The following is a 23,170-nucleotide window of genomic DNA, read 5'->3' as shown; positions in this document are numbered from 1 at the left end:
AGAACGAAAATGGAAACACTGGCAGCCATCAACCGCTGGCTGGCGAAGCAGCACGTCGTCACCTGGTGCGTCTACAGCGAGGGTGAGATGTGGTGCGCAAACGCGTTTTACTACTACGATCCGGAGCGCGTCGCGTTTTATGTTATGAGCGAAGACAAAACGCGTCATGCGCAGATGACCGGCCAGCAGGCTAAGGTCGCGGGCACGGTGAACGGCCAGCCGAAAACGGTCGCGCTGATCCGCGGCGTGCAGTTTAAAGGGGAGATCCGTCGTCTGGACGGAGAAGAGAGCGACGCGCGTCGTAAGCACTACACGCGCCGCTTTCCGGTTGCCGCTGCGCTAAAAGCCCCGGTGTGGGAAATCCGCCTCGATGAGCTGAAATTTACCGACAACACCCTGGGCTTTGGCAAGAAGCTGCACTGGCTACGCGCCGAGCAGGCGTAGCGCTTCGCGGTTAAACGCCGGGAGATCGTCCGGGGTCCGGCTGGTGATCAGCTGGTCTTTGTCGTTGACCACCTCCTGATCGTAAAACTCAGCACCCGCGTTTTTGAGATCGATAACGATCGGTTTCACCGCCGTGAGCTTACGCCCGCGGACCACTTCTGCGCTGATGAGCAACTGCGGGCCGTGGCAGATGGCAAAGACCGGTTTGCCGGTAGAAACAAAGTCCCGGGTAAAGGTCACGAAACGCTCGTCCCCGCGCAGGGAATCAGGTGAATGGCCGCCGGGTAACAGCAGGGCGTCGAAATCTGAGGGGCTAACGTTATCGATGGTCTCGTCGATGGTCACGCTGGCCTCGCCCTTATGGCCTGTCACCGTTTTGCCCGCCTCTTTTTCAATGGTGATGACCTCATGTCCCGCCTTGCGGAAAGCCTCTGCAGGAGAGGTGAATTCTGAATCTTCAAACTCGTCGGTAATCAAGACTGCGATTTTCTTGCCCATGCTTCCTCCGTTGTTTTGGCTTCAGACTGATTTTTCTCCGCTTGTGGTAAATACTTACCTGTAACAGACTTCTAAGTGTGGTCGACGACGCTGAGTTCGCAAACGGACAATTCTGTAAAGGGGATAAGATGAGTCAGGTATTGATTACGGGTGCCACCGGGTTAGTGGGCGATCACCTGCTGCGGCTGCTGATTCAGGATCGCCGCGTGAACTACATCGCCGCCCCGACGCGTCGACCGCTGGCGGACATCTCCGGCGTCTTTAACCCGCACGATCCTCAGCTGACGGATGCGCTGGCGCAGGTGCAGGACCCGATTGATATCGCCTTTTGCTGTCTGGGCACCACGCGGCGGGAGGCGGGGAGCAAAGAGGCATTTATCCACGCCGACTACACGCTGGTGGTGGACACCGCGCTCACGGCGAAAAAGCTGGGGGCCAGACATTTTCTGGTGGTCAGCGCGCTGGGCGCCAGTGCCGGATCGCCTTTCTTCTACAACAAGGTGAAGGGCAAGATGGAGGATGCGCTGATTGCGCAGAAATGGGAGCAACTGACGATTGTGCGCCCCTCAATGCTGATCGGCCACCGGGACGAGCGCCGCTTTAACGAGTCGATCATGGCCCCGCTGTTTCGCATCCTTCCCGGCAACTGGAAAGCCATCGAGGCGCGGGACGTCGCGCGTGCGCTGTTAAAAGAGGGACTGGCCCCGTCGAAAGCGGGCGTAAACATTATCCCTTCGGCAAAACTGCGTGAAATCGCGCAGGGCGAGGCGTAAACTCCCCCGGCTAATTACTCATACTCTCCGGGGAATGCTATGACTGGTCAGTCTTCATCTCAGGCGGCAACACCTGTTCAATGGTGGAAGCCCGCACTCTTCTTTCTCGTGGTCATTGTTGGCCTCTGGTACGTGAAATGGCAGCCGTACTACGGTAAAGCCTTCACCGCCGCCGAAACGCACAGCATCGGTAAATCTATTCTCGCTCAGGCTGATGCCAGCCCGCTTCAGGCGGCGTGGGACTATGCCATGGTCTACTTTCTTGCCGTCTGGAAGGCCGCGGTCTTAGGCGTGATCCTGGGCTCACTGATTCAGGTGCTGATCCCGCGCAACTGGCTGGTGAAAACCCTTGGACAGCCGCGCTTTCAGGGTACGCTGCTGGGAACGATCTTCTCCCTGCCGGGGATGATGTGCTCCTGTTGCGCCGCGCCTGTGGCTGCCGGGATGCGTCGCCAGCGCGTGTCGATGGGCGGCGCGCTGGCGTTCTGGATGGGCAACCCGCTGCTCAACCCGGCAACGCTGGTGTTTATGGGCTTTGTACTGGGCTGGCATTTTGCGTTCATTCGTCTGGTGGCCGGACTGCTGACCGTGCTGGTGGTGGCGACGCTGGTGCAGAATCTGGTGAAGGATAAGGCGCCAGAGTCCGCGTCTGTTGAGCTGGACGTTAGCGAGCCGCAGGGCGGTTTCTTCGCACGCTGGGGCAAGGCGCTATGGCAGCTTTTCTGGAGCACCATCCCGGTCTATATCCTGGCGGTACTGATTCTCGGGGCGGCGCGCGTCTGGCTCTTCCCGCATGCGGATGGCGCTATCGATAACACGCTGTTGTGGGTCATTGCGATGGCCGTTGCAGGCTGCCTGTTTGTGATCCCTACAGCCGCAGAAATTCCCATTGTTCAGACCATGATGCTGGCCGGTATGGGCACCGCGCCGGCGCTGGCATTGCTCATCACGCTGCCTGCCATCAGCCTGCCGTCGCTGATTATGCTGCGTAAGTCATTCCCGGCGAAAGCGCTGTGGCTGACCGCAGGGCTGGTGGCGTTGAGCGGGGTGATAGTGGGGAGTATTGCGTTGATGTGAAAAAAAGCCCGGTGGCGCGAGCGCTCACCGGGCTTACAGTCGGGTGTAGCTTACTTGATGTAAGTAAACGCGGTGGTGACGTGCTTCACGCCGCTCACCCGGCTGGCGATATCGGCCGCCGCTTTCCCTTCACGTTCGGTCACCAGACCTAGCAGGAACACTTCACCGTTTTCTGTCGTCACCTTCACGTTGGAGGATTTCACCTGGTCCGAGCCCAGCAGCTGGGAGCGTACTTTGGTGGTGATCCAGGTATCGGAAGAGGCATCACCCAGGCCAATTGGCTTGCCCTGACGCACTTCGTTAAACACCTCAGTGGTCCCTTCTACGCCCATCGCAATCTGTTTCGCACGAGAGGCGAGCTCCAGATTCGGTGCCTGACCTGCCAGCAGCACTTTGCCCTGATAAGCCGTCACGTTGATACGCGCTTCTTTCTTGATTTGTTCGTCTTTCGACAGCGCACTGTTGACGCGCAGCTCCAGCGTACCGTCATCCACCTGCGTTCCCACGGTGCGCGGATCGGTTGCCGCTTTGGTGCCTACCGCGGCGGTACCCACAACGGCCGCAGCGATACATCCCTGAAGCAGTAATGCAGACATAAGGACTGCGAGGGTCGATAAAGCCTTCATAAGAACTCCTTAATCATCCTGGTGAGGGAAAAGCGTGTTATCGATCAAGTCACATAAGCAGTTCACCGTGAGCATATGCATCTCCTGAATACGTGCGCTCCGGTGAGAAGGAATGCGGATTTCCACATCCTGCGGCCCAAGCAGACCCGCCAGCTCACCCCCGTCATAGCCGGTTAAGGCCACGATTGTCATGTCGCGGGTGACGGCAGCTTCAACGGCTTTGACAATATCCCGGCTATTGCCGCGCGTGGAGATGGCCAGCAGCACATCTCCGGCGTGACCCAGGGCTCGCACCTGCTTTGCGTAAATTTCGTCATGCAGACGATCGTTAGCAATCGCCGTTAAGACCACATTATCGGTATTAAGTGCAATGGCGGGTAAACTCGGGCGTTCTGTTTCAAAGCGATTGATCATGCTGGCAGCAAAATGCTGTGCGTTGGCGGCTGAAGTGCCGTTGCCACAACAGAGGATTTTGTTGCCGTTTAGCAGGGATTGCACCAGCGTCATTGCGGCACGCGAGATAGCATCCGGAAGGGCTTCCGCCGCGGCAATCTGAGTCTGGATGCTTTCTGTGAAGCACACTTTAATTCTTTCGAGCACGTTATCCCTTTTAAATCTTAATTATGCGTCTTCGCCAAAAGCGTTTTTAAGCCATTCGATCTCATTTCCGGTGAAGGCTATCACATCGAACCGGCAATCCACAGTATCAAAACTCCCATTATGGCGGGCAAGCCACAAGTGGGCAGTCTGTAATAATTTATGTTGTTTGGCGAGCGTCACGCTGGCGGCAGCACCGCCAAAACGAGAGGACTGTCGAAAACGGACTTCTACAAACACGGTGACCTGACCGTCTTTCATGATCAGGTCGATTTCGCCGCCGCGCCCGCGGACGTTGGCGGCGATAAAACGCAGTCCTTTGCCTTCAAGCCAGCGACGCGCCTTTAATTCCCACGCATCGCCGGTCTCTTTTCGGCTTAACTGGCCGGGACGATCTGCCCCTGCTGGTATTTGAGCCATGATAACTTCCTGTTGATCACGCAGTCCTGGGTGGCGGTCAGATCGCCGGTATTGCCGTTAAGCTCAAAGCCCGGCACCTGGCGCATCTGGGTAAAGTTGTTCGCCAGCGCCCATGCATCGACACCCATCGCATACAGACGCGCCAGAGAATAATCGTTACGTACGGCACTCAGCGCCTGCTGCATCAGCGCCGGATTGCTGCCAGCCAGCATCGGGATTTCGCTGTACTGCAAACCGTCCATTTCCAGACGGAAATCCGGGCCGGCGGTGCCCTGCGCGCTGCGTGAGCTGGCGTAGAGCGTTGCGCCGCTCTGGCTGCCGTTACGCATCGCGATCATCGGTTTGATAAAGGCGATCTCCTGCGGCGTGGCAACGATATAGGCCGCATCCACTTTACCGCCACCGCTAATCTGCGCGTCGGTAGGCGGGGCCGGGATCGTCAGGCCGCCAATCGTCACGCCCTGCTGCTGCGGCAGGCTCGCGGTGACAGGACTGCCGTTAAGCGCGATACCCGCTCCACCGTTTACGCCCGCACGCAGTTCAGAGACGGAGCCGAATTTCTGCTGCAGCACGACGCCGCCGCCCAGCTTCTGCCACTCATCGGCAAAGGCATTGGCCACGCGATCGCCCAGCGCGCTGCGTGGGATGAGCAGCAGCGGAGCCTGCTTACCCTGCTCGTGAATATGACGCGCCGCATCGCGGGCTTCATCTTCAGGGGAAAGCGCGAAGTAGCAAATATTGGCCCGGTTCTGAACCTGCTCAGGCTGGTTGAGCGCCAGCACGTTCAGCGTGGTATTGCTCTTCATCAGCTCTTCCACGTTGTTTTTCAGCAGCGGACCGACAACGATGCTCGCCCCGTCCTGTTGAACCTGCGCCAGAACCTGGTCAAGCGGCTGCGAGCTGGTGTCGTAAATTTTCACCTCAGCGCCCGGGTTGGCGCTGGTGGTTGCTACGGCCTGCGGCTGAGCGGCAGGCTGGGCCGCGGGTTGTGCAGTCTGCTGCTGAGGCTGTTCTGCCGTTGCGTCAGGTGCTGGTGCCGCTTGGGTCTCGGCCGGAGCCTGGGTCGCAGGTGCTGCCGTAGCTGGTGCCGTTGTAGCCGGTGCAGCTGTAGCCTGAGGCGTCGTCGGGGCCGTCACCGGGTTTTGCATCGTGCCCTGCGCCGGAGCTTGCGCCGTGGTCAGGTCGCTGGTCTCGGCGGCGGATGGGCTGACAACATCACTCACGTTAGCCGCCTGGGCTGCCTGAGCGGGAACAGCGCTGCCGGTGACCGACGTAGTGCCGTTTTTCGCTGCTTCAAAGCCCTGCTGAATGGTACGGCCAAACACCGCCGCCTGGCCGTTGAGCGGCAGAAGCAGGGCGATTTTGCTGGTGGACGCTGGCTTAAAGTTCTGCACGTTCACCAGCTGGGTTGGCAGCATTTTCGCACCCGGGTTTTGCGGGTAGCGTGTCTGCCAGTCAGTAATACCGGCTTTCAGCATCTTTGGATCGCTGCGGTTGTTAAACCACATTTGCTGCAGATCCAGCCAGCCCTGAAGAACGTTTTCATCGGCGTTGATGACCAGAGCCTGCGCCTGTTCCTGCGTCATCGAAGCCAGCGCTTGCCAGGTGGCATCAATATTTTTCTGCTTATCGGCACCGCCGAGCAGCGGCTCTTGTGCGATGAGGGCGCGGAGCAGCGTCAGGGAAGGGCGCCCCTGCTCAGCGGTAATGCCCGCCTGCCAGAAGCGAGCCTGCTGGTTTTTATCCAGCGCGCTCACGTCAATGTCCCCGAGGATCTTCTTCGCGGCGGCGTAATCTTTCAGCGCGACCTTCAGCTCGGCAGAGAGCAGGCTCTGCTCGCGACGCTGGGCGTCGTTAAGATCTTTCGGCAACTGGTTAAACAGTTCGGCAGCCTGCTGGGTTTTACCCTCTTTCAGCAGTGCACGAATGGCGAGTAATTGCCAGTTGGTCTTGGTATCATTTGAACTCTGCGACATTTGCTGCAGATAAAAGCCAGAATCAGCCTGAGCAGAACCCTGAAGATGGGCGGTGCTCTGGTCAGGTGCCTGGGTGCCACAGCCTGCAAAGATCAGGGCTGCCAGCAGAAGCGGCACGCTGCGCGTGGCTTTTTTTCGAAGAAACGTTAACGGTACCATACTGTATCCAGTGATTTTTTTTACGCAATGCTCAATATTAAATCGGCAATACGGACGAAACAATGAAACAACACGAAACGGCAGATAATTCTCAAGGCCAGCTTTATATTGTACCTACTCCTATCGGGAATTTGTCTGATATTACCCAACGTGCGCTCACCGTACTGCAAGCTGTTGATTTAATTGCTGCTGAAGATACCCGCCACACCGGCCTGCTGCTGCAACATTTCGCGATTAACGCCCGTTTGTTTGCTTTGCACGATCACAATGAGCAACAAAAAGCCGAAACGCTGGTGGCGAAGCTGAAAGAGGGGCAGAACATTGCTCTGGTCTCCGACGCCGGTACGCCGCTGATCAACGATCCCGGCTATCACCTGGTGCGTACCTGTCGCGAAGCCGGTATTCGCGTTGTGCCGCTGCCCGGCCCGTGCGCCGCGATTGCTGCATTAAGCGCTGCAGGTCTGCCGTCTGACCGTTTCTGCTATGAAGGCTTCCTGCCTGCCAAATCCAAAGGCCGCCGCGACGTCTTAAAAGACCTGGAAGCAGAACCGCGCACCCTGATTTTCTACGAATCCACGCACCGCCTGCTGGAGAGCCTGGAAGATATGGTGACCGTCTGGGGAGAAGGCCGCTACGTGGTGCTGGCGCGCGAGCTGACTAAAACCTGGGAAACCATCCACGGCGCACCGGTGGGCGAACTGCTGGCGTGGGTGAAGGAAGACGAAAACCGCCGCAAGGGTGAAATGGTGCTGATTGTCGAAGGGCACAAGGCGGAAGAAGACGCGCTTCCTGCCGACGCGCTGCGCACGCTGACGCTGCTGCAGGCGGAACTGCCGCTGAAGAAAGCCGCTGCGCTGGCGGCAGAAATTCACGGCGTGAAGAAAAATGCGCTGTATAAGTATGCGCTGGAGCAGCAGGGGGAGTAAGGCATCCCCTGCCGGTTTTTGCCGGGTGGCGGCTACGCCTTACCCGGCCTACGGATCGTTATGTGTCTTTTAGCTAGCAGATATCGCCTCAAACTGGAAGGTTTGCGGCTTGTCCGACGGGTTACCTCAATGCGGGATAGATGTGGGACGGAAAATCACGTCACCGGTGCCGGGTTGAACACCGCCAGCTGGTTATGTAATCCCCATTGATCGGAGAAGGTTTTCTTCCGCCCGCTGGCGACATCCAGAATGAAGTGGAACAGCTTCCAGCCCACGTCCTCAATACTCTCTTCTCCGGTCGCGATAGTACCCGCGTTGATGTCCATTAAGTCATACCAGCGGTTTGCCAGCTCGGTGCGTGTCGCCATCTTGATCACCGGTACCGCCATCAGGCCGTACGGCGTGCCGCGCCCGGTGGTAAAGACCTGCACCGTAATGCCGGACGCGACCTGCTGCGTGCCGCAAACGAAATCGCTGGCCGGCGTTGCCGCGTAAATCAGGCCGCGTTTCGTCGGGCGCTGGCCCGGAGAGAGCACTTCCACAATCGCGCTCTGCCCGGATTTGGCAATCGAACCAAGGGCTTTTTCCACCACGTTTGCCAGGCCGCCTTTCTTGTTGCCTGGAGACGGGTTGGCGCTGCGGTCGGTTTTGCCCATATCGAGATAGTTATCGTACCAGGCCATCTCCTCAAGCAGTCGCTTGCCGACCTCTTTATTAACGGCGCGCGGCGTCAGCAGATGGATGGCGTCACGCACTTCAGTCACCTCGGAGAACATCACCGTGGCGCCGCAGCGAACAAGCAGATCGGACGCATAGCCCACCGCCGGGTTGGCCGTCACGCCGGAGAAGGCATCGCTGCCGCCGCACTGGGTTCCGACCACCAGCTCCGACGCCGGACACGTTTCGCGCTGGCGGCGGTTGAGCTTGTCCAGATGGCGTTCTGCAACCTGCAAAATATCGTCGACCATTGAGCGGAAACCAACGTGACGTTCGTCCTGCAGGCGCACGATGCTGGCCTCGTCTGCCGGGATGGCTTTGACATCCTCGGTCCCCTGAAGCAACCGTTCTGGCTGCAATTTTTCACACCCCAGACCGATGACCATCACCTCGCCGCCAAAGTTCGGGTTCAGGGCGATATTGTGGATGGTCCGGATAGGCACCACGGCAGCGGGCGCGTTAATCGCCACGCCGCAGCCATAGAGGTGGTTCAGGCCAACCACGCCGTCGACGTTCGGGTATTTCGGCAGCAGATCGCGTTCGATGATTTTCACCACGTAGTCCACTACGCCCGCCACGCAGTGTACGCTGGTGGTAATGCCGAGCAGATTTTTAGTGCCGACGCTGCCGTCCGCGTTGCGGTAGCCTTCAAAGGTATAGCCTTCCAGCGGGGGAAGCGGTTCCTGCACGCGGGTTGCCAGCGGAAGCGTATTCAGCGGCGGCGCTTCTGGCAGCGCCACCAGCGACTCCTCCACCCAGCTTCCCTGAGGTATCGAACGAACGGCATAGCCGATGACTTCACCGTAACGTACGATTTCGCTGTTAGCAGGGATATCCACCAGGGCGACTTTATGTCCCTGCGGAACATGCTCAATCAGTTCCAGCCCGTCCGGAAAGCGGGTACCCGCTTTTAAGCCATTGTCGTTGACAATAATCGCTACATTATCGGTGTCGTGAACTTTTATATAAAACGCCGTCGGCGATGCCTGTCGAATTTCAATGTCGGCCATTGTTCAATATTCTCCAGCAAAGTGTCTGATAATAAATTCAGCCAATTTTCTAATGGTAGAAATAAATACGCGGCTTGCAGAAATAAAGCATGTCAGCATAGGGGATATGAAAATGTGATCTCGATCGCTCCCGAACCAGTAATCCCTGATTCTGTGCATTAGCGCCCAGTGTGTTGTGCATATGCAAAATTTTTTATCAAGATGTACCGCAATCCTTGAGCATTAAAACAATGTGCTGCTATGAAAGGCGTCTTATACTGAATGACGATTTTATAGCGCCACAATACGTCAGAATAATTAATACTATGCTGGCGCGGTGTCTGAATAAATAAAATGATGCTGAAAAAGGCTGCGGAATTAAAAAGGTAAATACGATGAATAACGATATCTTCCCTAATAAATTTAAAGCGGCTCTTGCGGCGCACCAGATTCAGATTGGCTGCTGGTCCGCGCTGGCAAATCCTATCAGCACCGAAGTGCTGGGCCTGGCTGGTTTCGACTGGCTGGTGCTGGACGGCGAACATGCGCCGAACGATATCAGCACCTTTATTCCGCAGCTGATGGCGCTTAAAGGCAGCCACAGCGCCCCGGTAGTGCGTGTCCCCACCAACGAGCCGGTGATTATCAAGCGCCTGCTGGATATCGGCTTCTATAACTTCCTGATCCCGTTTGTGGAGACGGAAGAACAAGCGGCACTGGCCGTAGCCTCTACGCGCTATCCGCCAGAAGGGATCCGCGGCGTTTCCGTTTCGCATCGCGCCAATATGTTTGGCACCGTGCCGGACTACTTCGCGCAGTCCAACAGCAACATCACCATTCTGGTTCAGATTGAGAGCCAGCAGGGCGTTGATAACGTCGATGCGATTGCAGCCACCAACGGCGTGGACGGTATCTTCGTTGGCCCAAGCGATCTGGCTGCCGCCTTTGGCCATCTGGGTAATGCCAGCCACCCTGACGTGCAGCGCGCGATCCAGCACATTTTTGCCCGCGCTAAAGCACACGGCAAACCGTGCGGCATTCTGGCACCGGTTGAGGCTGACGCCCGTCGCTATCTGGAGTGGGGAGCCACGTTTGTTGCCGTCGGCAGCGACCTCGGCGTATTCCGCTCGGCCACGCAGAAATTAGCGGACGCTTTTAAAAAATAACCATCATTGAGGAAACAGATTATGACGCTGAAAGTGGGTTTTATTGGCCTGGGCATCATGGGTAAACCAATGAGTAAGAACCTCATCAAAGCGGGTTACTCATTGGTGGTATCCGATCACAATCCGCAGGCCGTGGCAGAGGTGATAGCGGCTGGCGCTGAAACAGCCACCACCGCGAAAGCCATTGCCGAGCAGTGCGATGTCATCATCACCATGCTGCCTAACTCCCCGCATGTCAAAGAGGTTGCGCTGGGTGAAAACGGCATTATCGACGGCGCGAAGCCTGGCCTGGTGCTGATCGATATGAGCTCTATCGCACCGCTTGCAAGCCGTGAAATCAGCGAGGCGCTAAAGGCAAAGGGTGTCGATATGCTGGATGCGCCGGTCAGCGGCGGTGAGCCGAAAGCGATCGACGGCACGCTGTCGGTGATGGTCGGCGGTGATAAAGCCGTTTTCGATAGATACTACGACCTGATGAAAGCGATGGCGGGCTCCGTGGTACACACCGGAGAGATTGGGGCGGGTAACGTGACCAAGCTGGCAAACCAGGTGATTGTGGCACTCAACATTGCCGCCATGTCTGAAGCACTGACGCTGGCAACCAAAGCGGGCGTCAATCCGGACCTTGTCTATCAGGCCATTCGCGGCGGTCTGGCGGGCAGCACCGTACTGGATGCCAAAGCGCCGATGGTGATGGATCGTAATTTCAAGCCGGGATTCCGCATCGACCTGCACATTAAAGATCTGGCGAACGCGCTGGATACGTCACACGGCGTGGGCGCACAGCTGCCGCTGACCGCAGCAGTTATGGAGATGATGCAGGCGCTGCGTGCCGATGGCCTGGGCACGGCAGATCACAGCGCGATTGCATGCTATTACGAAAAACTGGCGAAGGTGGAAGTGGCGCGTTAATCACGACTTTCCCATACCTGAGGGTGACAGCGGCGTGCAAACCCTCTATACTGCGCGCCGAAGCTGACCAGACAGTCGCCGCTTCGTCGTCGTCCCTTTCGGGGGAGACGGGCGGAGGGGAGGAAAGTCCGGGCTCCATAGGGCAGGGTGCCAGGTAACGCCTGGGGGGGAAACCCACGACCAGTGCAACAGAGAGCAAACCGCCGATGGCCCGCGCAAGCGGGATCAGGTAAGGGTGAAAGGGTGCGGTAAGAGCGCACCGCGCGGCTGGTAACAGTCCGTGGCACGGTAAACTCCACCCGGAGCAAGGCCAAATAGGGGTTCACATGGTACGGCCCGTACTGAACCCGGGTAGGCTGCTTGAGCCAGTGAGCGATTGCTGGCCTAGATGAATGACTGTCCACGACAGAACCCGGCTTATCGGTCAGTTTCACTTCTTAAAAAACCCCGCTTCGGCGGGGTTTTTGCTTTCTGAATGTTGCTGGTCGGGTAAGCGCTGCGCCGCCCGGCAACCGAACAAACGACATCAATTCTCATATTTGCGACATTAAGCACATTTCACTGTTTTTGCTCCTTCAGTATCGTTCCTGCATCTGTTGACGATCGTCATCACAAAATTTCACGCTAAAAAACAGAAGATTTACAGCATTGGTAATTTGTTAATATTGTTATCTTAATGATCGCAAAATTTTTCTTGTTTGATATGCATATATTGAAATTAAATACATTTCTCCCGTGAATATGTGACGCATTCCACTCTTTTCCGCAAGCCTGAAAATTCGCGTTAGAAAAACTTGATAAATTGAAAGAATGTTTCAAACAAATAGCGGTTATTTATTGGCCTTTAATTGCCTGAAATATCGTCTTTATTGATTTTTTCCGGACGGTAAAATTTATCCGGGTTATCGCCATAAAATTAATTTATTACCGCTATTTTTATTGATCAATGTCAGCGTAGCGGCATATTTATATCGTTATATGTTAATGAAATATAACGATTTTATTTTGTTTTTGGTGTGTGGACTAAAGGGCCGGGAAAGCAAATTGTGAGTAACAGCACATACCCCTTTAAAGATTATTGAGTAGAATTCACCCCGTCATAGGGAAATAAGCGCAGAATATTATGAACACTATTATTCTACCGAAAACACAGCACCTCGTGGTATTTCAGGAAGTCATTAAAAGTGGCTCCATAGGTTCTGCAGCAAGACAGCTGGGCCTGACGCAACCTGCAGTCAGCAAAATCATCAGCGATATTGAGTCCTACTTCGGCGTGGAAGTGATGGTGCGTAAAAATACAGGCGTAAAACTCACTGCCGCGGGCCAGGTTCTGCTCTCGTACTCAGAGTCGATCACCCGCGAAATGAAAAACATGGTGAGTGAAATTAATAGCCTGAGCTTCAGCACCGTTATGGACGTCTCCTTTGGTTACCCGTCGCTAATCGGCTTTACCTTCCTGTCTGAGATGATCAAAAAATTCAAGGAAGTGTTCCCGAAAGCACGCGTCTCGATGTATGAAGCCCAGCTCTCATCTTTCCTTCCGGCCATTCGCGACGGTCGTCTGGATTTCGCTATCGGCACCCTGAGCGATGAAATGTTGCTACAGGATCTGCACGTCGAACCGCTGTTTGAGTCCGAATTTGTGCTGGTCGCCAGTAAAACGCGAACGTGCACCGGCCCGACGACACTGGCATCGCTCACGCACGAGCAGTGGGTGATGCCGCAAACCGATATGGGCTACTACAAAGAACTTCTGACCACCCTGCAAGACAACCACATCAGCATCGAAAACATCGTCCAGACCGATTCGGTCGTCACCATTTATAACCTTGTCCTGAATGCCGATTATCTGACGGTGATTCCCCGCGACATGATTGCGCCATTCGGTTCCGACCAGTTTATTGTGCTGCCCGTGGAAGATGAATTACCCGTGGCGCGTTATGCCGCCGTGTGGTCTAAAAATTACAGGATTAAAAAATCGGCGTCAGTATTAGTTGAGCTGGCAAAACAATATTCGTCGATGAATATCGAAAGACGACGATGAATAATTAGTATCTATTTTAAAACACCCAGCGCGTTAACGTGTTAACGCGCTGACACCCTGACTTTGCCTGAAAAAGAATGAATTATTATAACGAGGATATTATGCATATTACCTACGATCTCCCTGTAACCATTGAAGATATTCAGGACGCCAGAAAACGACTGGCAGGAAAAATATATAAAACCGGTATGCCGCGCTCGAATTATCTCAGCGAACGCTGTAAGGGCGAAATATTCCTGAAGTTCGAGAACATGCAGCGCACCGGCTCGTTTAAGATCCGCGGCGCGTTTAACAAATTAAGCTCACTGACCGACGCTGAAAAACGTAAAGGCGTTGTCGCCTGCTCCGCGGGGAACCACGCGCAGGGGGTGTCTCTCTCCTGCGCCATGCTTGGCATCGACGGCAAAGTGGTGATGCCGATGGGGGCGCCGAAGTCTAAAGTGGCCGCGACGCGCGACTACTCGGCGGAAGTCGTGCTGCACGGCGAGAACTTCAACGACACCATCGCCAAAGTCAGCGAAATCGTCGAGATGGAAGGGCGTATTTTTATTCCCCCTTACGACGATGCAAAAGTCATCGCCGGGCAGGGCACCATCGGTCTGGAAATTCTTGAAGATTTATATGACGTGGATAACGTCATTGTGCCTATCGGCGGCGGTGGACTAATTGCCGGGATTGCAACGGCAATTAAATCCATCAATCCCACCATTAATATCATCGGCGTACAGTCTGAAAACGTGCACGGAATGGCTGCCTCCTGGCATGCCGGAGAAATAACCAACCATCGCGTTACCGGCACGTTAGCCGACGGCTGCGATGTCTCTCGCCCGGGGAAATTAACCTTCGAGATCGTTCGTGAACTGGTCGATGACATTGTGCTGGTGAGCGAAGACAACATTCGCGACAGCATGATCGCGCTTATTCAGCGAAATAAAGTAGTGACAGAAGGTGCCGGCGCGCTGGCCTGTGCCGCGTTATTAAGCGGCAGGCTTGATCACTATATTCAGGGTCGTAAAACCGTCTGCATTATTTCCGGCGGCAATATCGATCTCTCCCGTGTTTCCCAAATTACCGGCTTCGTTGACGCATAAAGGTGACCTATGAGCAACACAGAAAGCATTATCGTTGGCCAGACAAAAACGTCCTCCTGGCGTAAGTCTGATACCACCTGGACGCTTGGCCTGTTTGGTACCGCCATTGGCGCAGGCGTGCTGTTCTTCCCCATCCGCGCGGGCTTTGGCGGATTAATCCCTATCCTGCTGATGCTGGTTCTCGCGTTCCCGATAGCGTTTTACTGTCACCGCGCGCTGGCGCGCCTCTGCCTGTCCGGCAGCAATGTCTCCGGCAACATCACCGAAACGGTGGAAGAGCACTTTGGTAAAACGGGTGGGGTGGTCATTACGTTCCTCTACTTCTTCGCCATTTGCCCGCTGCTGTGGATTTACGGCGTCACCATTACCAACACCTTTATGACCTTCTGGGAAAACCAGCTCCAGCTGCCTGCGCTGAACCGCGGCGTGGTGGCGCTGTTCCTGCTGCTGCTGATGGCCTTTGTTATCTGGTTTGGTAAAGACCTGATGGTGAAGGTAATGAGCTTCCTGGTGTTCCCGTTTATTGCCAGCCTGGTGCTGATTTCCCTGTCGCTGATCCCTTACTGGAACTCAGCGGTGATCGACCAGGTCAACCTGAGCGATATCGCCTTCACCGGCCATGACGGCATTCTGGTCACCGTGTGGCTGGGTATCTCCATCATGGTCTTCTCCTTCAACTTCTCGCCTATCGTCTCCTCTTTCGTGGTCTCCAAGCGCGAAGAATACGAGCCGGAGTTCGGAAAAGAGTTCACCGAGCAGAAATGTTCCAAAATCATCGGTCGCGCCAGCCTGTTGATGGTGGCCGTGGTGATGTTCTTCGCCTTTAGCTGCCTGTTTACGCTCTCTCCGCAGAACATGGCGGACGCCAAGGCGCAGAACATTCCGGTGCTCTCTTACCTGGCGAACCACTTTGCGTCAATGTCCGGGACAAAATCGACGTTCGCGACGGTGCTGGAATACGGTGCCTCCATCATCGCGCTGGTTGCTATCTTCAAATCTTTCTTCGGTCATTACCTGGGCACGCTGGAAGGGCTGAATGGCCTGATCCTCAAGTTCGGCTACAAGGGCGATAAGAAGAAAGTCTCTGTCGGCAAACTGAACACCATCAGCATGGTGTTCATCATGGGCTCCACCTGGGTTGTGGCCTACGCCAACCCGAACATTCTCGACCTTATTGAAGCCATGGGTGCACCAATCATCGCCTCTCTGCTGTGCCTGCTGCCGATGTATGCCATCCGCAAAGCACCAGCGCTGGCTAAATACAAAGGGCGTACCGAGAACGTCTTCGTTACCGCGGTCGGCCTGCTGACCATTCTGAATATCGTTTACAAACTGTTCTAAACCATTGCTCAGGAAGAGCGGAGTCACATGATGATTGAGTTTCCGGTTGTACTGGTTATTAACTGCGGATCGTCCTCTGTTAAGTTTTCGGTGCTCGACGCCAGCAGCTGCGACGCCCTGATGACGGGCATTGCAGACGGGATCAACACCGAGAAGGCCATTATTTCCGTGAACGGGGGTGAGCCGGCCAGACTGGCTCACCAGGACTACGAAGGGGCGCTGGCTGCCATCGCCCTGGAGCTGGAGAAGCGTAACCTGATGAGCAGCGTGGCCTTAATTGGCCATCGCATTGCTCACGGGGGCAATCTTTTCAGCGAGTCGACCCTGATCACGGAAGAGGTGATTGAGCAGATCCGCCAGGTCTCACCGCTGGCGCCGCTGCATAACTACGCCAACCTGAGCGGCGTGGAAGCTGCACAACATCTGTTCCCGGGCGTGCAGCAGGTAGCGGTATTTGATACCAGCTTCCACCAGACGCTGCCGCCTCAGGCGTATCTGTACGGATTGCCGTATCGTTATTTTGAAGCGCTGGGCGTGCGCCGCTACGGCTTCCACGGCACCTCTCACCGCTACGTGGCCGCGCAGGCGCATACGCTTCTCGGCCTGTCCCCCGATGACAGCGGCCTGGTGATTGCCCATCTCGGCAACGGGGCGTCCATCTGCGCGGTGCGCAACGGCGAAAGCGTCGACACCTCGATGGGGATGACGCCGCTGGAAGGGCTGATAATGGGGACGCGCTGCGGCGACGTGGACTTCGGCGCGATGGCGTGGATTGCCCAGCAGACCGGCCAGTCGTTAGAGGATCTGGAGCGCGTGGTCAATAAAGAGTCGGGATTGCTTGGGATCTCCGGCATCTCCTCCGATTTACGCGCGCTGGAGAAAGCCTGGCACGAAGGCAATGAGCGGGCGCAGCTGGCTATCCATACCTTTGTTCACCGCATTGCGCGACATATCGCCGGGCACGCGGCGTCGCTGCACCGCCTGGATGGTGTGGTCTTTACCGGCGGCATTGGCGAAAACTCAACGCTGATTCGCGCGCTGGTGGTGGAACATCTGAAAGTCTTCGGCATCAACCTCGACGACGCTAAAAATGCCCTGCCGGGCAGCGCGGGTGAGCGCGTGATCTCCACCGAATCGTCCCGCGTGGCCTGCGCGGTTATCCCTACCAACGAAGAAAAAATGATCGCGCTGGACGCCCTCCGTCTTGGGAAGGTTACCCCGGCCGCGGCTTACGCCTGATAAAGCGAGAATCACATGAATGTAACAATCGATACGGGCGTCGCACCCTACAGCGACGCATGGGCCGGGTTTCGCGGTGAAGAATGGAAAAACGCCGTCAACGTCCGCGATTTTATTCAGCATAACTACACCCCTTATGAAGGCGATGAAGCTTTCCTCGCGCAGGCGACGCCTGCAACGACGGCGCTGTGGCAGAAGGTAATGGTCGGCATTCGCCAGGAGAATGCCACCCACGCCCCGGTAGATTTCGACACCAACATTGCCACCACCATTACGGCCCACGGGCCTGGCTACATCGACCAGGATCTGGAGACGATCGTCGGCCTGCAAACCGAAAAGCCGCTCAAGCGCGCCCTGCATCCGTACGGCGGGATCAACATGATCCGCAGCTCGTTTGAGGCCTACGGGCGGGAGATGGATCCGCAGTTTGAATATCTCTTTACCGAGCTGCGCAAAACCCATAACCAGGGTGTGTTTGACGTCTACTCCCCGGAGATGATGCGCTGTCGTAAATCCGGCGTGCTGACCGGGTTGCCGGACGGCTACGGGCGCGGACGCATCATCGGTGATTACCGCCGCGTGGCGCTCTACGGCATCAGCTATCTGGTACGCGAACGTGAACTTCAGTTTGCCGATCTGCAGGGCAGGCTGGAGCGCGGCGAAGATCTGGAGGCAACGATCCGCCTGCGCGAAGAGCTGGCGGAGCACAGGCGCGCGCTGCTGCAGATCCAGCAGATGGCGGCCAACTATGGCTTTGATATCTCGCGCCCGGCTATGGGCGCTCAGGAAGCGGTGCAGTGGGTCTATTTTGCCTACCTGGCAGCGGTGAAATCCCAGAACGGCGGGGCGATGTCGCTGGGGCGCACGGCCTCGTTCCTCGATATCTACATCGAACGCGACATGCAGGCGGGGCGGCTGAGCGAGGTGCAGGCGCAGGAGCTGATCGACCACTTCATCATGAAGATCCGCATGGTGCGCTTCCTGCGCACGCCGGAGTTCGACACGCTCTTCTCCGGCGATCCGATCTGGGCGACGGAAGTGATCGGCGGCATGGGGCTGGACGGACGCACGCTGGTGACCAAAAACAGCTTCCGCTATCTGCATACCCTGCACACCATGGGACCTGCGCCGGAGCCGAACCTGACGATCCTCTGGTCAGAACAGCTGCCGATCGCGTTTAAGAAATACGCCGCGCAGGTATCGATCGTCACCTCTTCTCTGCAGTATGAGAACGACGATCTGATGCGTGCGGACTTCAACAGCGACGATTATGCCATTGCCTGCTGCGTCAGCCCGATGGTGATCGGCAAGCAGATGCAGTTCTTTGGCGCGCGCGCCAACCTTGCCAAAACGCTGCTGTACGCAATCAACGGTGGGGTGGACGAAAAGCTGAAGATCCAGGTCGGGCCAAAAACCGAGCCGCTGCTGGACGACGTGCTGGATTACGACACCGTGATGGCGAGTCTCGATCACTTTATGGACTGGCTGGCGGTGCAGTACATCAGCGCCCTGAATCTCATTCACTACATGCACGATAAGTACAGCTACGAAGCCTCGCTGATGGCGCTGCACGACCGGGATGTCTATCGCACCATGGCCTGCGGCATTGCCGGGCTGTCGGTGGCGGCGGATTCCCTGTCGGCGATTAAATACGCTACGGTGAAGCCGGTGCGCGACCATACCGGCCTCGCGGTCGATTTCGTGATTGAAGGGGACTATCCGCAGTACGGCAACAATGACGACCGTGTGGACAGCATTGCCTGCGACCTGGTGGAGCGCTTTATGAAGAAAATTCAGGCGCTGCCAACCTACCGCAACGCGGTGCCGACCCAGTCGATCCTGACCATCACTTCTAACGTGGTTTACGGCCAGAAGACCGGGAACACGCCGGACGGACGCCGCGGCGGCACGCCGTTTGCGCCAGGCGCAAACCCGATGCACGGGCGCGACAGGAAAGGGGCGGTGGCCTCGTTAACGTCGGTCGCCAAGCTGCCGTTCACCTATGCCAAAGACGGGATCTCCTACACCTTCTCTATCGTGCCGCAGGCGCTGGGCAAGGACGAGCTGGTGCGCAAAACCAACTTGGTGGGGCTGCTGGACGGGTACTTCCATCACGAAGCGTCTATTGAGGGCGGGCAGCACCTGAACGTTAACGTGATGAACCGGGAGATGCTCCTCGATGCCATTGCGCATCCCGAGAACTACCCGAACCTGACCATCCGCGTCTCGGGCTATGCGGTGCGGTTTAATGCCCTGACGCGCGAGCAGCAGCAGGATGTGATTTCGCGAACGTTTACCCAGTCAATCTAAATCTAAGTGCTCATGCCCCCTCAACCCAGGGGGCATGTTTTTGCCCGCGAAACATACAAAATTGTTTATATAATTACTCACACATATTCATCCGCTCTTGAAAAACAATGCCCGCTTTTCCTATCACAGCATGTAAGGACAGTAAGATGATGAAAATGACCCGTATTGCGCTGGTCGCCGCCTCGCTGGCAGTGTGCAGTTTTACGGCACAGGCCGCGAACGTTGAGGCTGCTCCGTCTCCATCGCAGGATCCGCTGGTACAGCACCTGAAGCTCAGCAATGAGCAGGTTAAGAAGATTGAAGAGCTGCATAAGCAGCTGGAACAAAATGTCAGCAAGATCCCGATGACGGGCGTGAAGGACGGCGCGCTGGTCGACATGTTCCAGGCGGGTAAATGGGACGAAAGCACGGTCAAAAGCCAGCTTGCCGCCTTTAGCAAGATTGAAGAGCAGACCCGTTATTACCGCGTGAAATATTACTTCGACGTCAGCCAGGTATTAACGCCGGAACAGCGTAAACAGATTAGAACTGATATGGCCAACGCGCTGGCAGAGTGATTTCGTCGTCGCGTACGGCGCCGGATAATTCTGCCGAGGCTCGAGCGGTTCCCTCTCCCGTTGGGAGAGGGTTAAGGTGAGGGCATTCTCTAAACCGGCAAATCAATCAGCAGCGCGCGCAGCGGCGTATCTGCCACCAGCGTGATATTCGCTTCATCACGAATAAACGCCCCGTCGCCGCAGGTGAGGGCTTCTTTCTCTTCCGTGTGCGTCACCGCATGCACCGTACCGTGAATAGACTGCAGATAGGCGCGCGGACCGTGAAGCTGGAAGCTCGCCTGTTCACCTTTCTTCAGTTCGATATGATGCAGCCACACCTGCTGGCGCAGCTGCAGGCTACCTGTACTGCCGTCCGGCGATGCAATCAGCTGCTGCTTATCGCCCGTTAAATCTAACTTCTGGACCAGCGGATTTTCCCGCTCAGGGCAGGCGTCCAGCCATAGCTGCATGCGGGTCAGCGTTTTGTCTTTGCTGAGGTTATGTTCGCTGTAGCTGATACCCGGCTGTGTGGAAATTAACAACGCTTCGCCAGCCTTTGCCTGGACATGATTGCCCTCGCTATCGCGGTATTCTGCCTCGCCTTCCAGGATCAGGTTCAGGATATCGACTTTCGGGTACGTACGCGGCTGGAAGGAGGCGCCCGGGGCGAGCACTTCCTGGTTCAGCACGCGCAGTGAAGCGTAACCGAGGAGTTTAGGGTCAAAGTAGTGTCCAAAGGAAAAGGTGTAGCGGGCCTGCAGCCAACCGAAATCGGCTTGTCCGCACTGTTTAGCTGTTCTTGTCGTAATCATAAACTTGACCTCTCTTTACACTAAAACAATGGTAAAGGTATGGACGCTTCATTGTTAGCCAGATATTCTGCCCGGTATGTTCAAATTTCCTGAATGAGAACGAGATGGCTAAAGAGAGAGCATTGACGCTTGAGGCGCTTCGCGTCATGGACGCGATTGACCGGCGCGGCAGTTTTGCGGCGGCAGCCGATGAACTGGGGCGCGTTCCGTCTGCGCTGAGCTACACCATGCAAAAGCTGGAAGAAGAGCTTGACGTGGTGCTTTTTGACCGCTCCGGTCATCGAACAAAATTCACCAACGTGGGCCGAATGCTGCTGGAGCGCGGCCGCGTACTGCTGGAAGCGGCGGACAAGCTGACGACAGACGCCGAAGCGCTGGCGCGCGGCTGGGAAACCCATCTCACGCTCGTGACCGAAGCGCTGGTGCCGACCGAAGCGCTGTTCCCGCTGGTGGATCGCCTGGCGGCGAAGGCCAATACGCAGCTGTCCATCATCACCGAGGTGCTGGCAGGGGCGTGGGAACGTCTGGAGACGGGCAGGGCAGATATCGTTATTGCGCCGGACATGCACTTCCGCTCATCGTCGGAAATCAACTCGCGCAAGCTCTACAGCGTGATGAATGTTTACGTTGCCGCCCCCAACCACCCGATTCATCAGGAACCCGAGCCGCTCTCTGAAGTGACGCGCGTGAAGTATCGCGGCGTGGCGGTCGCGGATACCGCGCGCGAGCGTCCGGTGCTGACGGTGCAGCTGCTGGATAAACAGCCTCGTCTGACGGTGACCTCGCTGGAGGACAAACGGCAGGCGCTGCTGGCCGGTCTGGGCGTGGCGACGATGCCGTACCCGTTTGTGGAAAAAGATATTGCGGAAGGACGACTGCGGGTTGTGAGCCCGGAGTACACCAGCGAAGTGGATATCATTATGGCGTGGCGTCGCGACAGCATGGGCGAAGCCAAATCGTGGTGCCTGCGAGAAATTCCAAAGCTCTTTGCGCACCACAACAAATAAGCGTACAGGCCCGGTAAGCGTAAGCGCCACCGGGCAGTAATTTACGCGCCGATCTTAGGATCGGGACCAAAACGGTTTTCGCCCGGCGTTCCGCTCTGGCAGTTGAAAATCAAAATCACGATCCAGCCCACAATCGGGATCAGCAGCAGCAGCAACCACCACGCCGAACGATCGGTATCGTGCAGCCGACGGAACAGTACCGCCCACGATGGCAGCAGGACTAAAAGGCCATAAATGGTGGTCAGCACGCCTTCACCGCCAGCCCGCTCCCAGCCAAGAATTTTATCCACAATACCCAGCACCATGACGAGGATGAAGTTCACCAGAACGAACATCCAGTACTCTTTGCGGCGGGCGCGGCCACCAAATCCAATGTAGTTGCGCAGTACTTTCAGATACCAGTCCATTTTCCTTGCCTCAATAATCGGTCAATCACTTGTTTTCTAAGCAATCAAAGTAAGGATAGATGGAGATTGTGAATTAAAAAAGGGCATCTATTGATGCCCTTAATATTTATCCAAATCGGACGTCGCGCCCGTGCGGTTCATCCAGGTTCTGCCACGGACCGATGGAGATAATACCCGTCGGGTTGATGGTCTTGTGGCTGCGGAAATAGTGGGTGCGAATATGGTCGAAGTCGACCGTTTCCGCGATGCCCGGCATCTGGTAGATGTCGCGCAGGAAACCATACAGGTTCAGGTAGTCGCTGATGCGGTGTTTATCGCACTTAAAGTGGGTGACATAGACCGGATCAAAGCGAACCAGCGTGGTCCACAGGCGAATGTCCGCTTCCGTCAGGCGATCGCCCGTCAGGTAGCGATGCTGGCCCAGGATCTGTTCCAGGCGTTCCAGTGATTCAAACACCTTCCCGACCGCTTCGTCATACGCTTCCTGGCTGGTGGCGAAACCGGCCTTGTAGACACCGTTGTTGACGTTGTCGTAAATCCAGCCGTTCAGCTCGTCAATCTTATCACGCAGTTCAACCGGGTAATAATCTCCGGCACGAGCGCCGTGCGCATCAAATGCGGTATTGAACATGCGGATGATTTCCGCAGACTCATTGCTGACAATCGTCTGGTTTTTCTTGTCCCACAGCACAGGCACGGTCACGCGCCCGGTGTAGTGCGGATCGGCGCGCAGATAGAGCTGGTACAGGAAATCGTGGTGATACAGTTCGTCGCCGGTTGCCGCAGGGAAATCACTGTCGAACGTCCAGCCGTTTTCCAGCATCAACGGGTTGACGACTGAAACCGGAATTAAGGATTCGAGACCTTTGAGCTTGCGCACAATTAGCGTGCGGTGCGCCCACGGGCAGGCAAGGGAAACATAAAGATGATAACGGTCTTTCTCAGCCGCGAAGCCGCCTTCGCCGCTCGGGCCGGGGGCACCGTCGGCGGTCAGCCAGTTACGGAAGGCCGAAACTGAGCGCTTGAAGCGACCTCCGGTGGATTTGGTGTCATACCAGACATCCTGCCATACGCCGTCTACGAGTTGTCCCATTTTTTCTCCT

At 56.3% G+C, this 23,170-nt stretch carries 22 protein-coding genes and 1 other RNA gene; 14 read left to right on the top strand and 9 right to left on the bottom strand.

Annotation, left to right across the window (positions count from 1 at the left end):
- The first annotated feature begins 9 nt into the window (after positions 1-9).
- Positions 10-444, top strand: coding sequence for a YhbP family protein (locus UR504_RS09840; protein WP_008501485.1), 435 nt, complete (start codon positions 10-12; stop codon positions 442-444).
- Here the strand turns inward: UR504_RS09840 and UR504_RS09835 are convergent.
- Positions 424-942, bottom strand: a complete 519-nt coding sequence (locus UR504_RS09835; protein WP_115876340.1) for a type 1 glutamine amidotransferase domain-containing protein — start codon at positions 940-942, stop codon at positions 424-426. The two genes, UR504_RS09840 and UR504_RS09835, sit on opposite strands and share 21 nt — an antisense overlap.
- A 128-nt stretch (positions 943-1,070) precedes the next feature.
- On the opposite strand from UR504_RS09835, the gene UR504_RS09830 reads away from it, so the two are divergent.
- Both UR504_RS09830 and UR504_RS09825 read left to right on the top strand, forming a co-directional pair.
- Positions 1,071-1,715, top strand: coding sequence for an NAD(P)H-binding protein (locus tag UR504_RS09830; RefSeq protein WP_111964952.1), 645 nt, complete (start codon positions 1,071-1,073; stop codon positions 1,713-1,715).
- Positions 1,716-1,754: 39 nt separating this feature from the next.
- A complete protein-coding gene (locus UR504_RS09825) occupies positions 1,755-2,792 on the top strand; it encodes a permease (RefSeq protein WP_302236847.1) in 1,038 nt (345 codons plus the stop codon).
- A gap of 50 nt (positions 2,793-2,842) precedes the next feature.
- Here the strand turns inward: UR504_RS09825 and dolP are convergent, their stop codons facing one another.
- The 4 genes from dolP to UR504_RS09805 are packed head-to-tail and all read right to left on the bottom strand — an operon-like array spanning position 2,843 to position 6,570.
- A complete protein-coding gene (dolP, locus tag UR504_RS09820; RefSeq protein WP_111964950.1) occupies positions 2,843-3,418 on the bottom strand; it encodes a division/outer membrane stress-associated lipid-binding lipoprotein in 576 nt (191 codons plus the stop codon).
- 9 nt (positions 3,419-3,427) lie between these two features.
- Positions 3,428-4,018 carry a DnaA initiator-associating protein DiaA gene (gene diaA, locus UR504_RS09815; protein ID WP_003861754.1) on the bottom strand — a complete coding sequence of 197 codons (591 nt, stop codon included), beginning with the start codon at positions 4,016-4,018 and terminating at the stop codon, positions 3,428-3,430.
- 21 nt (positions 4,019-4,039) lie between these two features.
- Positions 4,040-4,435, bottom strand: a complete 396-nt coding sequence (locus tag UR504_RS09810; protein ID WP_111964949.1) for a YraN family protein — start codon at positions 4,433-4,435, stop codon at positions 4,040-4,042.
- Entirely contained in the window at positions 4,393-6,570 is a 2,178-nt protein-coding gene (locus tag UR504_RS09805) for a penicillin-binding protein activator (protein ID WP_302236837.1), read from the bottom strand. Before UR504_RS09805 ends, UR504_RS09810 begins: the two co-directional genes overlap by 43 nt.
- A gap of 62 nt (positions 6,571-6,632) precedes the next feature.
- On the opposite strand from UR504_RS09805, the gene rsmI reads away from it, so the two are divergent.
- A complete protein-coding gene (gene rsmI, locus UR504_RS09800; RefSeq protein ID WP_111964947.1) occupies positions 6,633-7,496 on the top strand; it encodes a 16S rRNA (cytidine(1402)-2'-O)-methyltransferase in 864 nt (287 codons plus the stop codon).
- Between the two features lie 155 nt (positions 7,497-7,651).
- Here the strand turns inward: rsmI and garD are convergent, their stop codons facing one another.
- Positions 7,652-9,223 carry a galactarate dehydratase gene (gene garD, locus UR504_RS09795; RefSeq protein ID WP_302236831.1) on the bottom strand — a complete coding sequence of 524 codons (1,572 nt, stop codon included), beginning with the start codon at positions 9,221-9,223 and terminating at the stop codon, positions 7,652-7,654.
- Positions 9,224-9,597: 374 nt separating this feature from the next.
- Between garD and garL the strand changes: the two genes are divergently transcribed.
- From garL to UR504_RS09750, 9 genes are all read left to right on the top strand, one after another.
- Positions 9,598-10,368 carry a 2-dehydro-3-deoxyglucarate aldolase gene (gene garL, locus UR504_RS09790; protein ID WP_252093494.1) on the top strand — a complete coding sequence of 257 codons (771 nt, stop codon included), beginning with the start codon at positions 9,598-9,600 and terminating at the stop codon, positions 10,366-10,368.
- Positions 10,369-10,389: 21 nt separating this feature from the next.
- Positions 10,390-11,280 (top strand): 2-hydroxy-3-oxopropionate reductase, encoded by an 891-nt coding sequence (garR, locus tag UR504_RS09785; protein WP_149367584.1) that lies wholly within the window; start codon positions 10,390-10,392, stop codon positions 11,278-11,280.
- Positions 11,281-11,339: 59 nt separating this feature from the next.
- Positions 11,340-11,716: RNase P RNA component class A (gene rnpB, locus UR504_RS09780), an RNA gene on the top strand.
- 687 nt (positions 11,717-12,403) lie between these two features.
- The gene (tdcA, locus tag UR504_RS09775; protein WP_008501504.1) at positions 12,404-13,324 is read left to right on the top strand and encodes a transcriptional regulator TdcA; all 921 of its coding nucleotides are present in this window, start codon (positions 12,404-12,406) and stop codon (positions 13,322-13,324) included.
- Positions 13,325-13,425: 101 nt separating this feature from the next.
- Positions 13,426-14,415: a bifunctional threonine ammonia-lyase/L-serine ammonia-lyase TdcB gene (gene tdcB / locus UR504_RS09770; protein ID WP_111965010.1), complete on the top strand. Its 990-nt coding sequence runs from the start codon at positions 13,426-13,428 to the stop codon at positions 14,413-14,415.
- A gap of 9 nt (positions 14,416-14,424) precedes the next feature.
- Complete coding sequence (gene tdcC, locus UR504_RS09765) at positions 14,425-15,756, top strand: threonine/serine transporter TdcC (protein ID WP_127732383.1); 1,332 nt, start codon at positions 14,425-14,427, stop codon at positions 15,754-15,756.
- A 30-nt stretch (positions 15,757-15,786) separates the two neighbouring features.
- The gene (gene tdcD, locus UR504_RS09760) at positions 15,787-16,995 is read left to right on the top strand and encodes a propionate kinase (protein WP_274243312.1); all 1,209 of its coding nucleotides are present in this window, start codon (positions 15,787-15,789) and stop codon (positions 16,993-16,995) included.
- Positions 16,996-17,010: 15 nt separating this feature from the next.
- Positions 17,011-19,305, top strand: coding sequence for a formate C-acetyltransferase (gene pflB / locus UR504_RS09755; RefSeq protein WP_271369490.1), 2,295 nt, complete (start codon positions 17,011-17,013; stop codon positions 19,303-19,305).
- A 146-nt stretch (positions 19,306-19,451) separates the two neighbouring features.
- The gene (locus UR504_RS09750; protein ID WP_111964939.1) at positions 19,452-19,862 is read left to right on the top strand and encodes a Spy/CpxP family protein refolding chaperone; all 411 of its coding nucleotides are present in this window, start codon (positions 19,452-19,454) and stop codon (positions 19,860-19,862) included.
- Positions 19,863-19,951: 89 nt separating this feature from the next.
- Here UR504_RS09750 and UR504_RS09745 read toward each other — a convergent pair whose 3' ends face one another.
- The gene (locus tag UR504_RS09745; protein ID WP_115876325.1) at positions 19,952-20,653 is read right to left on the bottom strand and encodes a pirin family protein; all 702 of its coding nucleotides are present in this window, start codon (positions 20,651-20,653) and stop codon (positions 19,952-19,954) included.
- A gap of 104 nt (positions 20,654-20,757) precedes the next feature.
- On the opposite strand from UR504_RS09745, the gene yhaJ reads away from it, so the two are divergent.
- Positions 20,758-21,660, top strand: a complete 903-nt coding sequence (yhaJ, locus tag UR504_RS09740; protein WP_008503135.1) for a DNA-binding transcriptional regulator YhaJ — start codon at positions 20,758-20,760, stop codon at positions 21,658-21,660.
- A gap of 41 nt (positions 21,661-21,701) precedes the next feature.
- Here yhaJ and UR504_RS09735 read toward each other — a convergent pair whose 3' ends face one another.
- Positions 21,702-22,067, bottom strand: a complete 366-nt coding sequence (locus UR504_RS09735) for a DUF805 domain-containing protein (RefSeq protein WP_223580557.1) — start codon at positions 22,065-22,067, stop codon at positions 21,702-21,704.
- A gap of 106 nt (positions 22,068-22,173) precedes the next feature.
- Positions 22,174-23,160: a glutathione S-transferase family protein gene (locus UR504_RS09730; protein WP_111964938.1), complete on the bottom strand. Its 987-nt coding sequence runs from the start codon at positions 23,158-23,160 to the stop codon at positions 22,174-22,176.
- Between the last annotated feature and the right edge of the window lie 10 nt (positions 23,161-23,170).

It is taken from the genome of Enterobacter sp. 241F3, assembly GCF_034106785.1.
GTDB classification, from domain to species: Bacteria; Pseudomonadota; Gammaproteobacteria; order Enterobacterales; family Enterobacteriaceae; genus Enterobacter; species Enterobacter vonholyi.
This window is presented reverse-complemented; position numbering and strand designations above follow the sequence as displayed.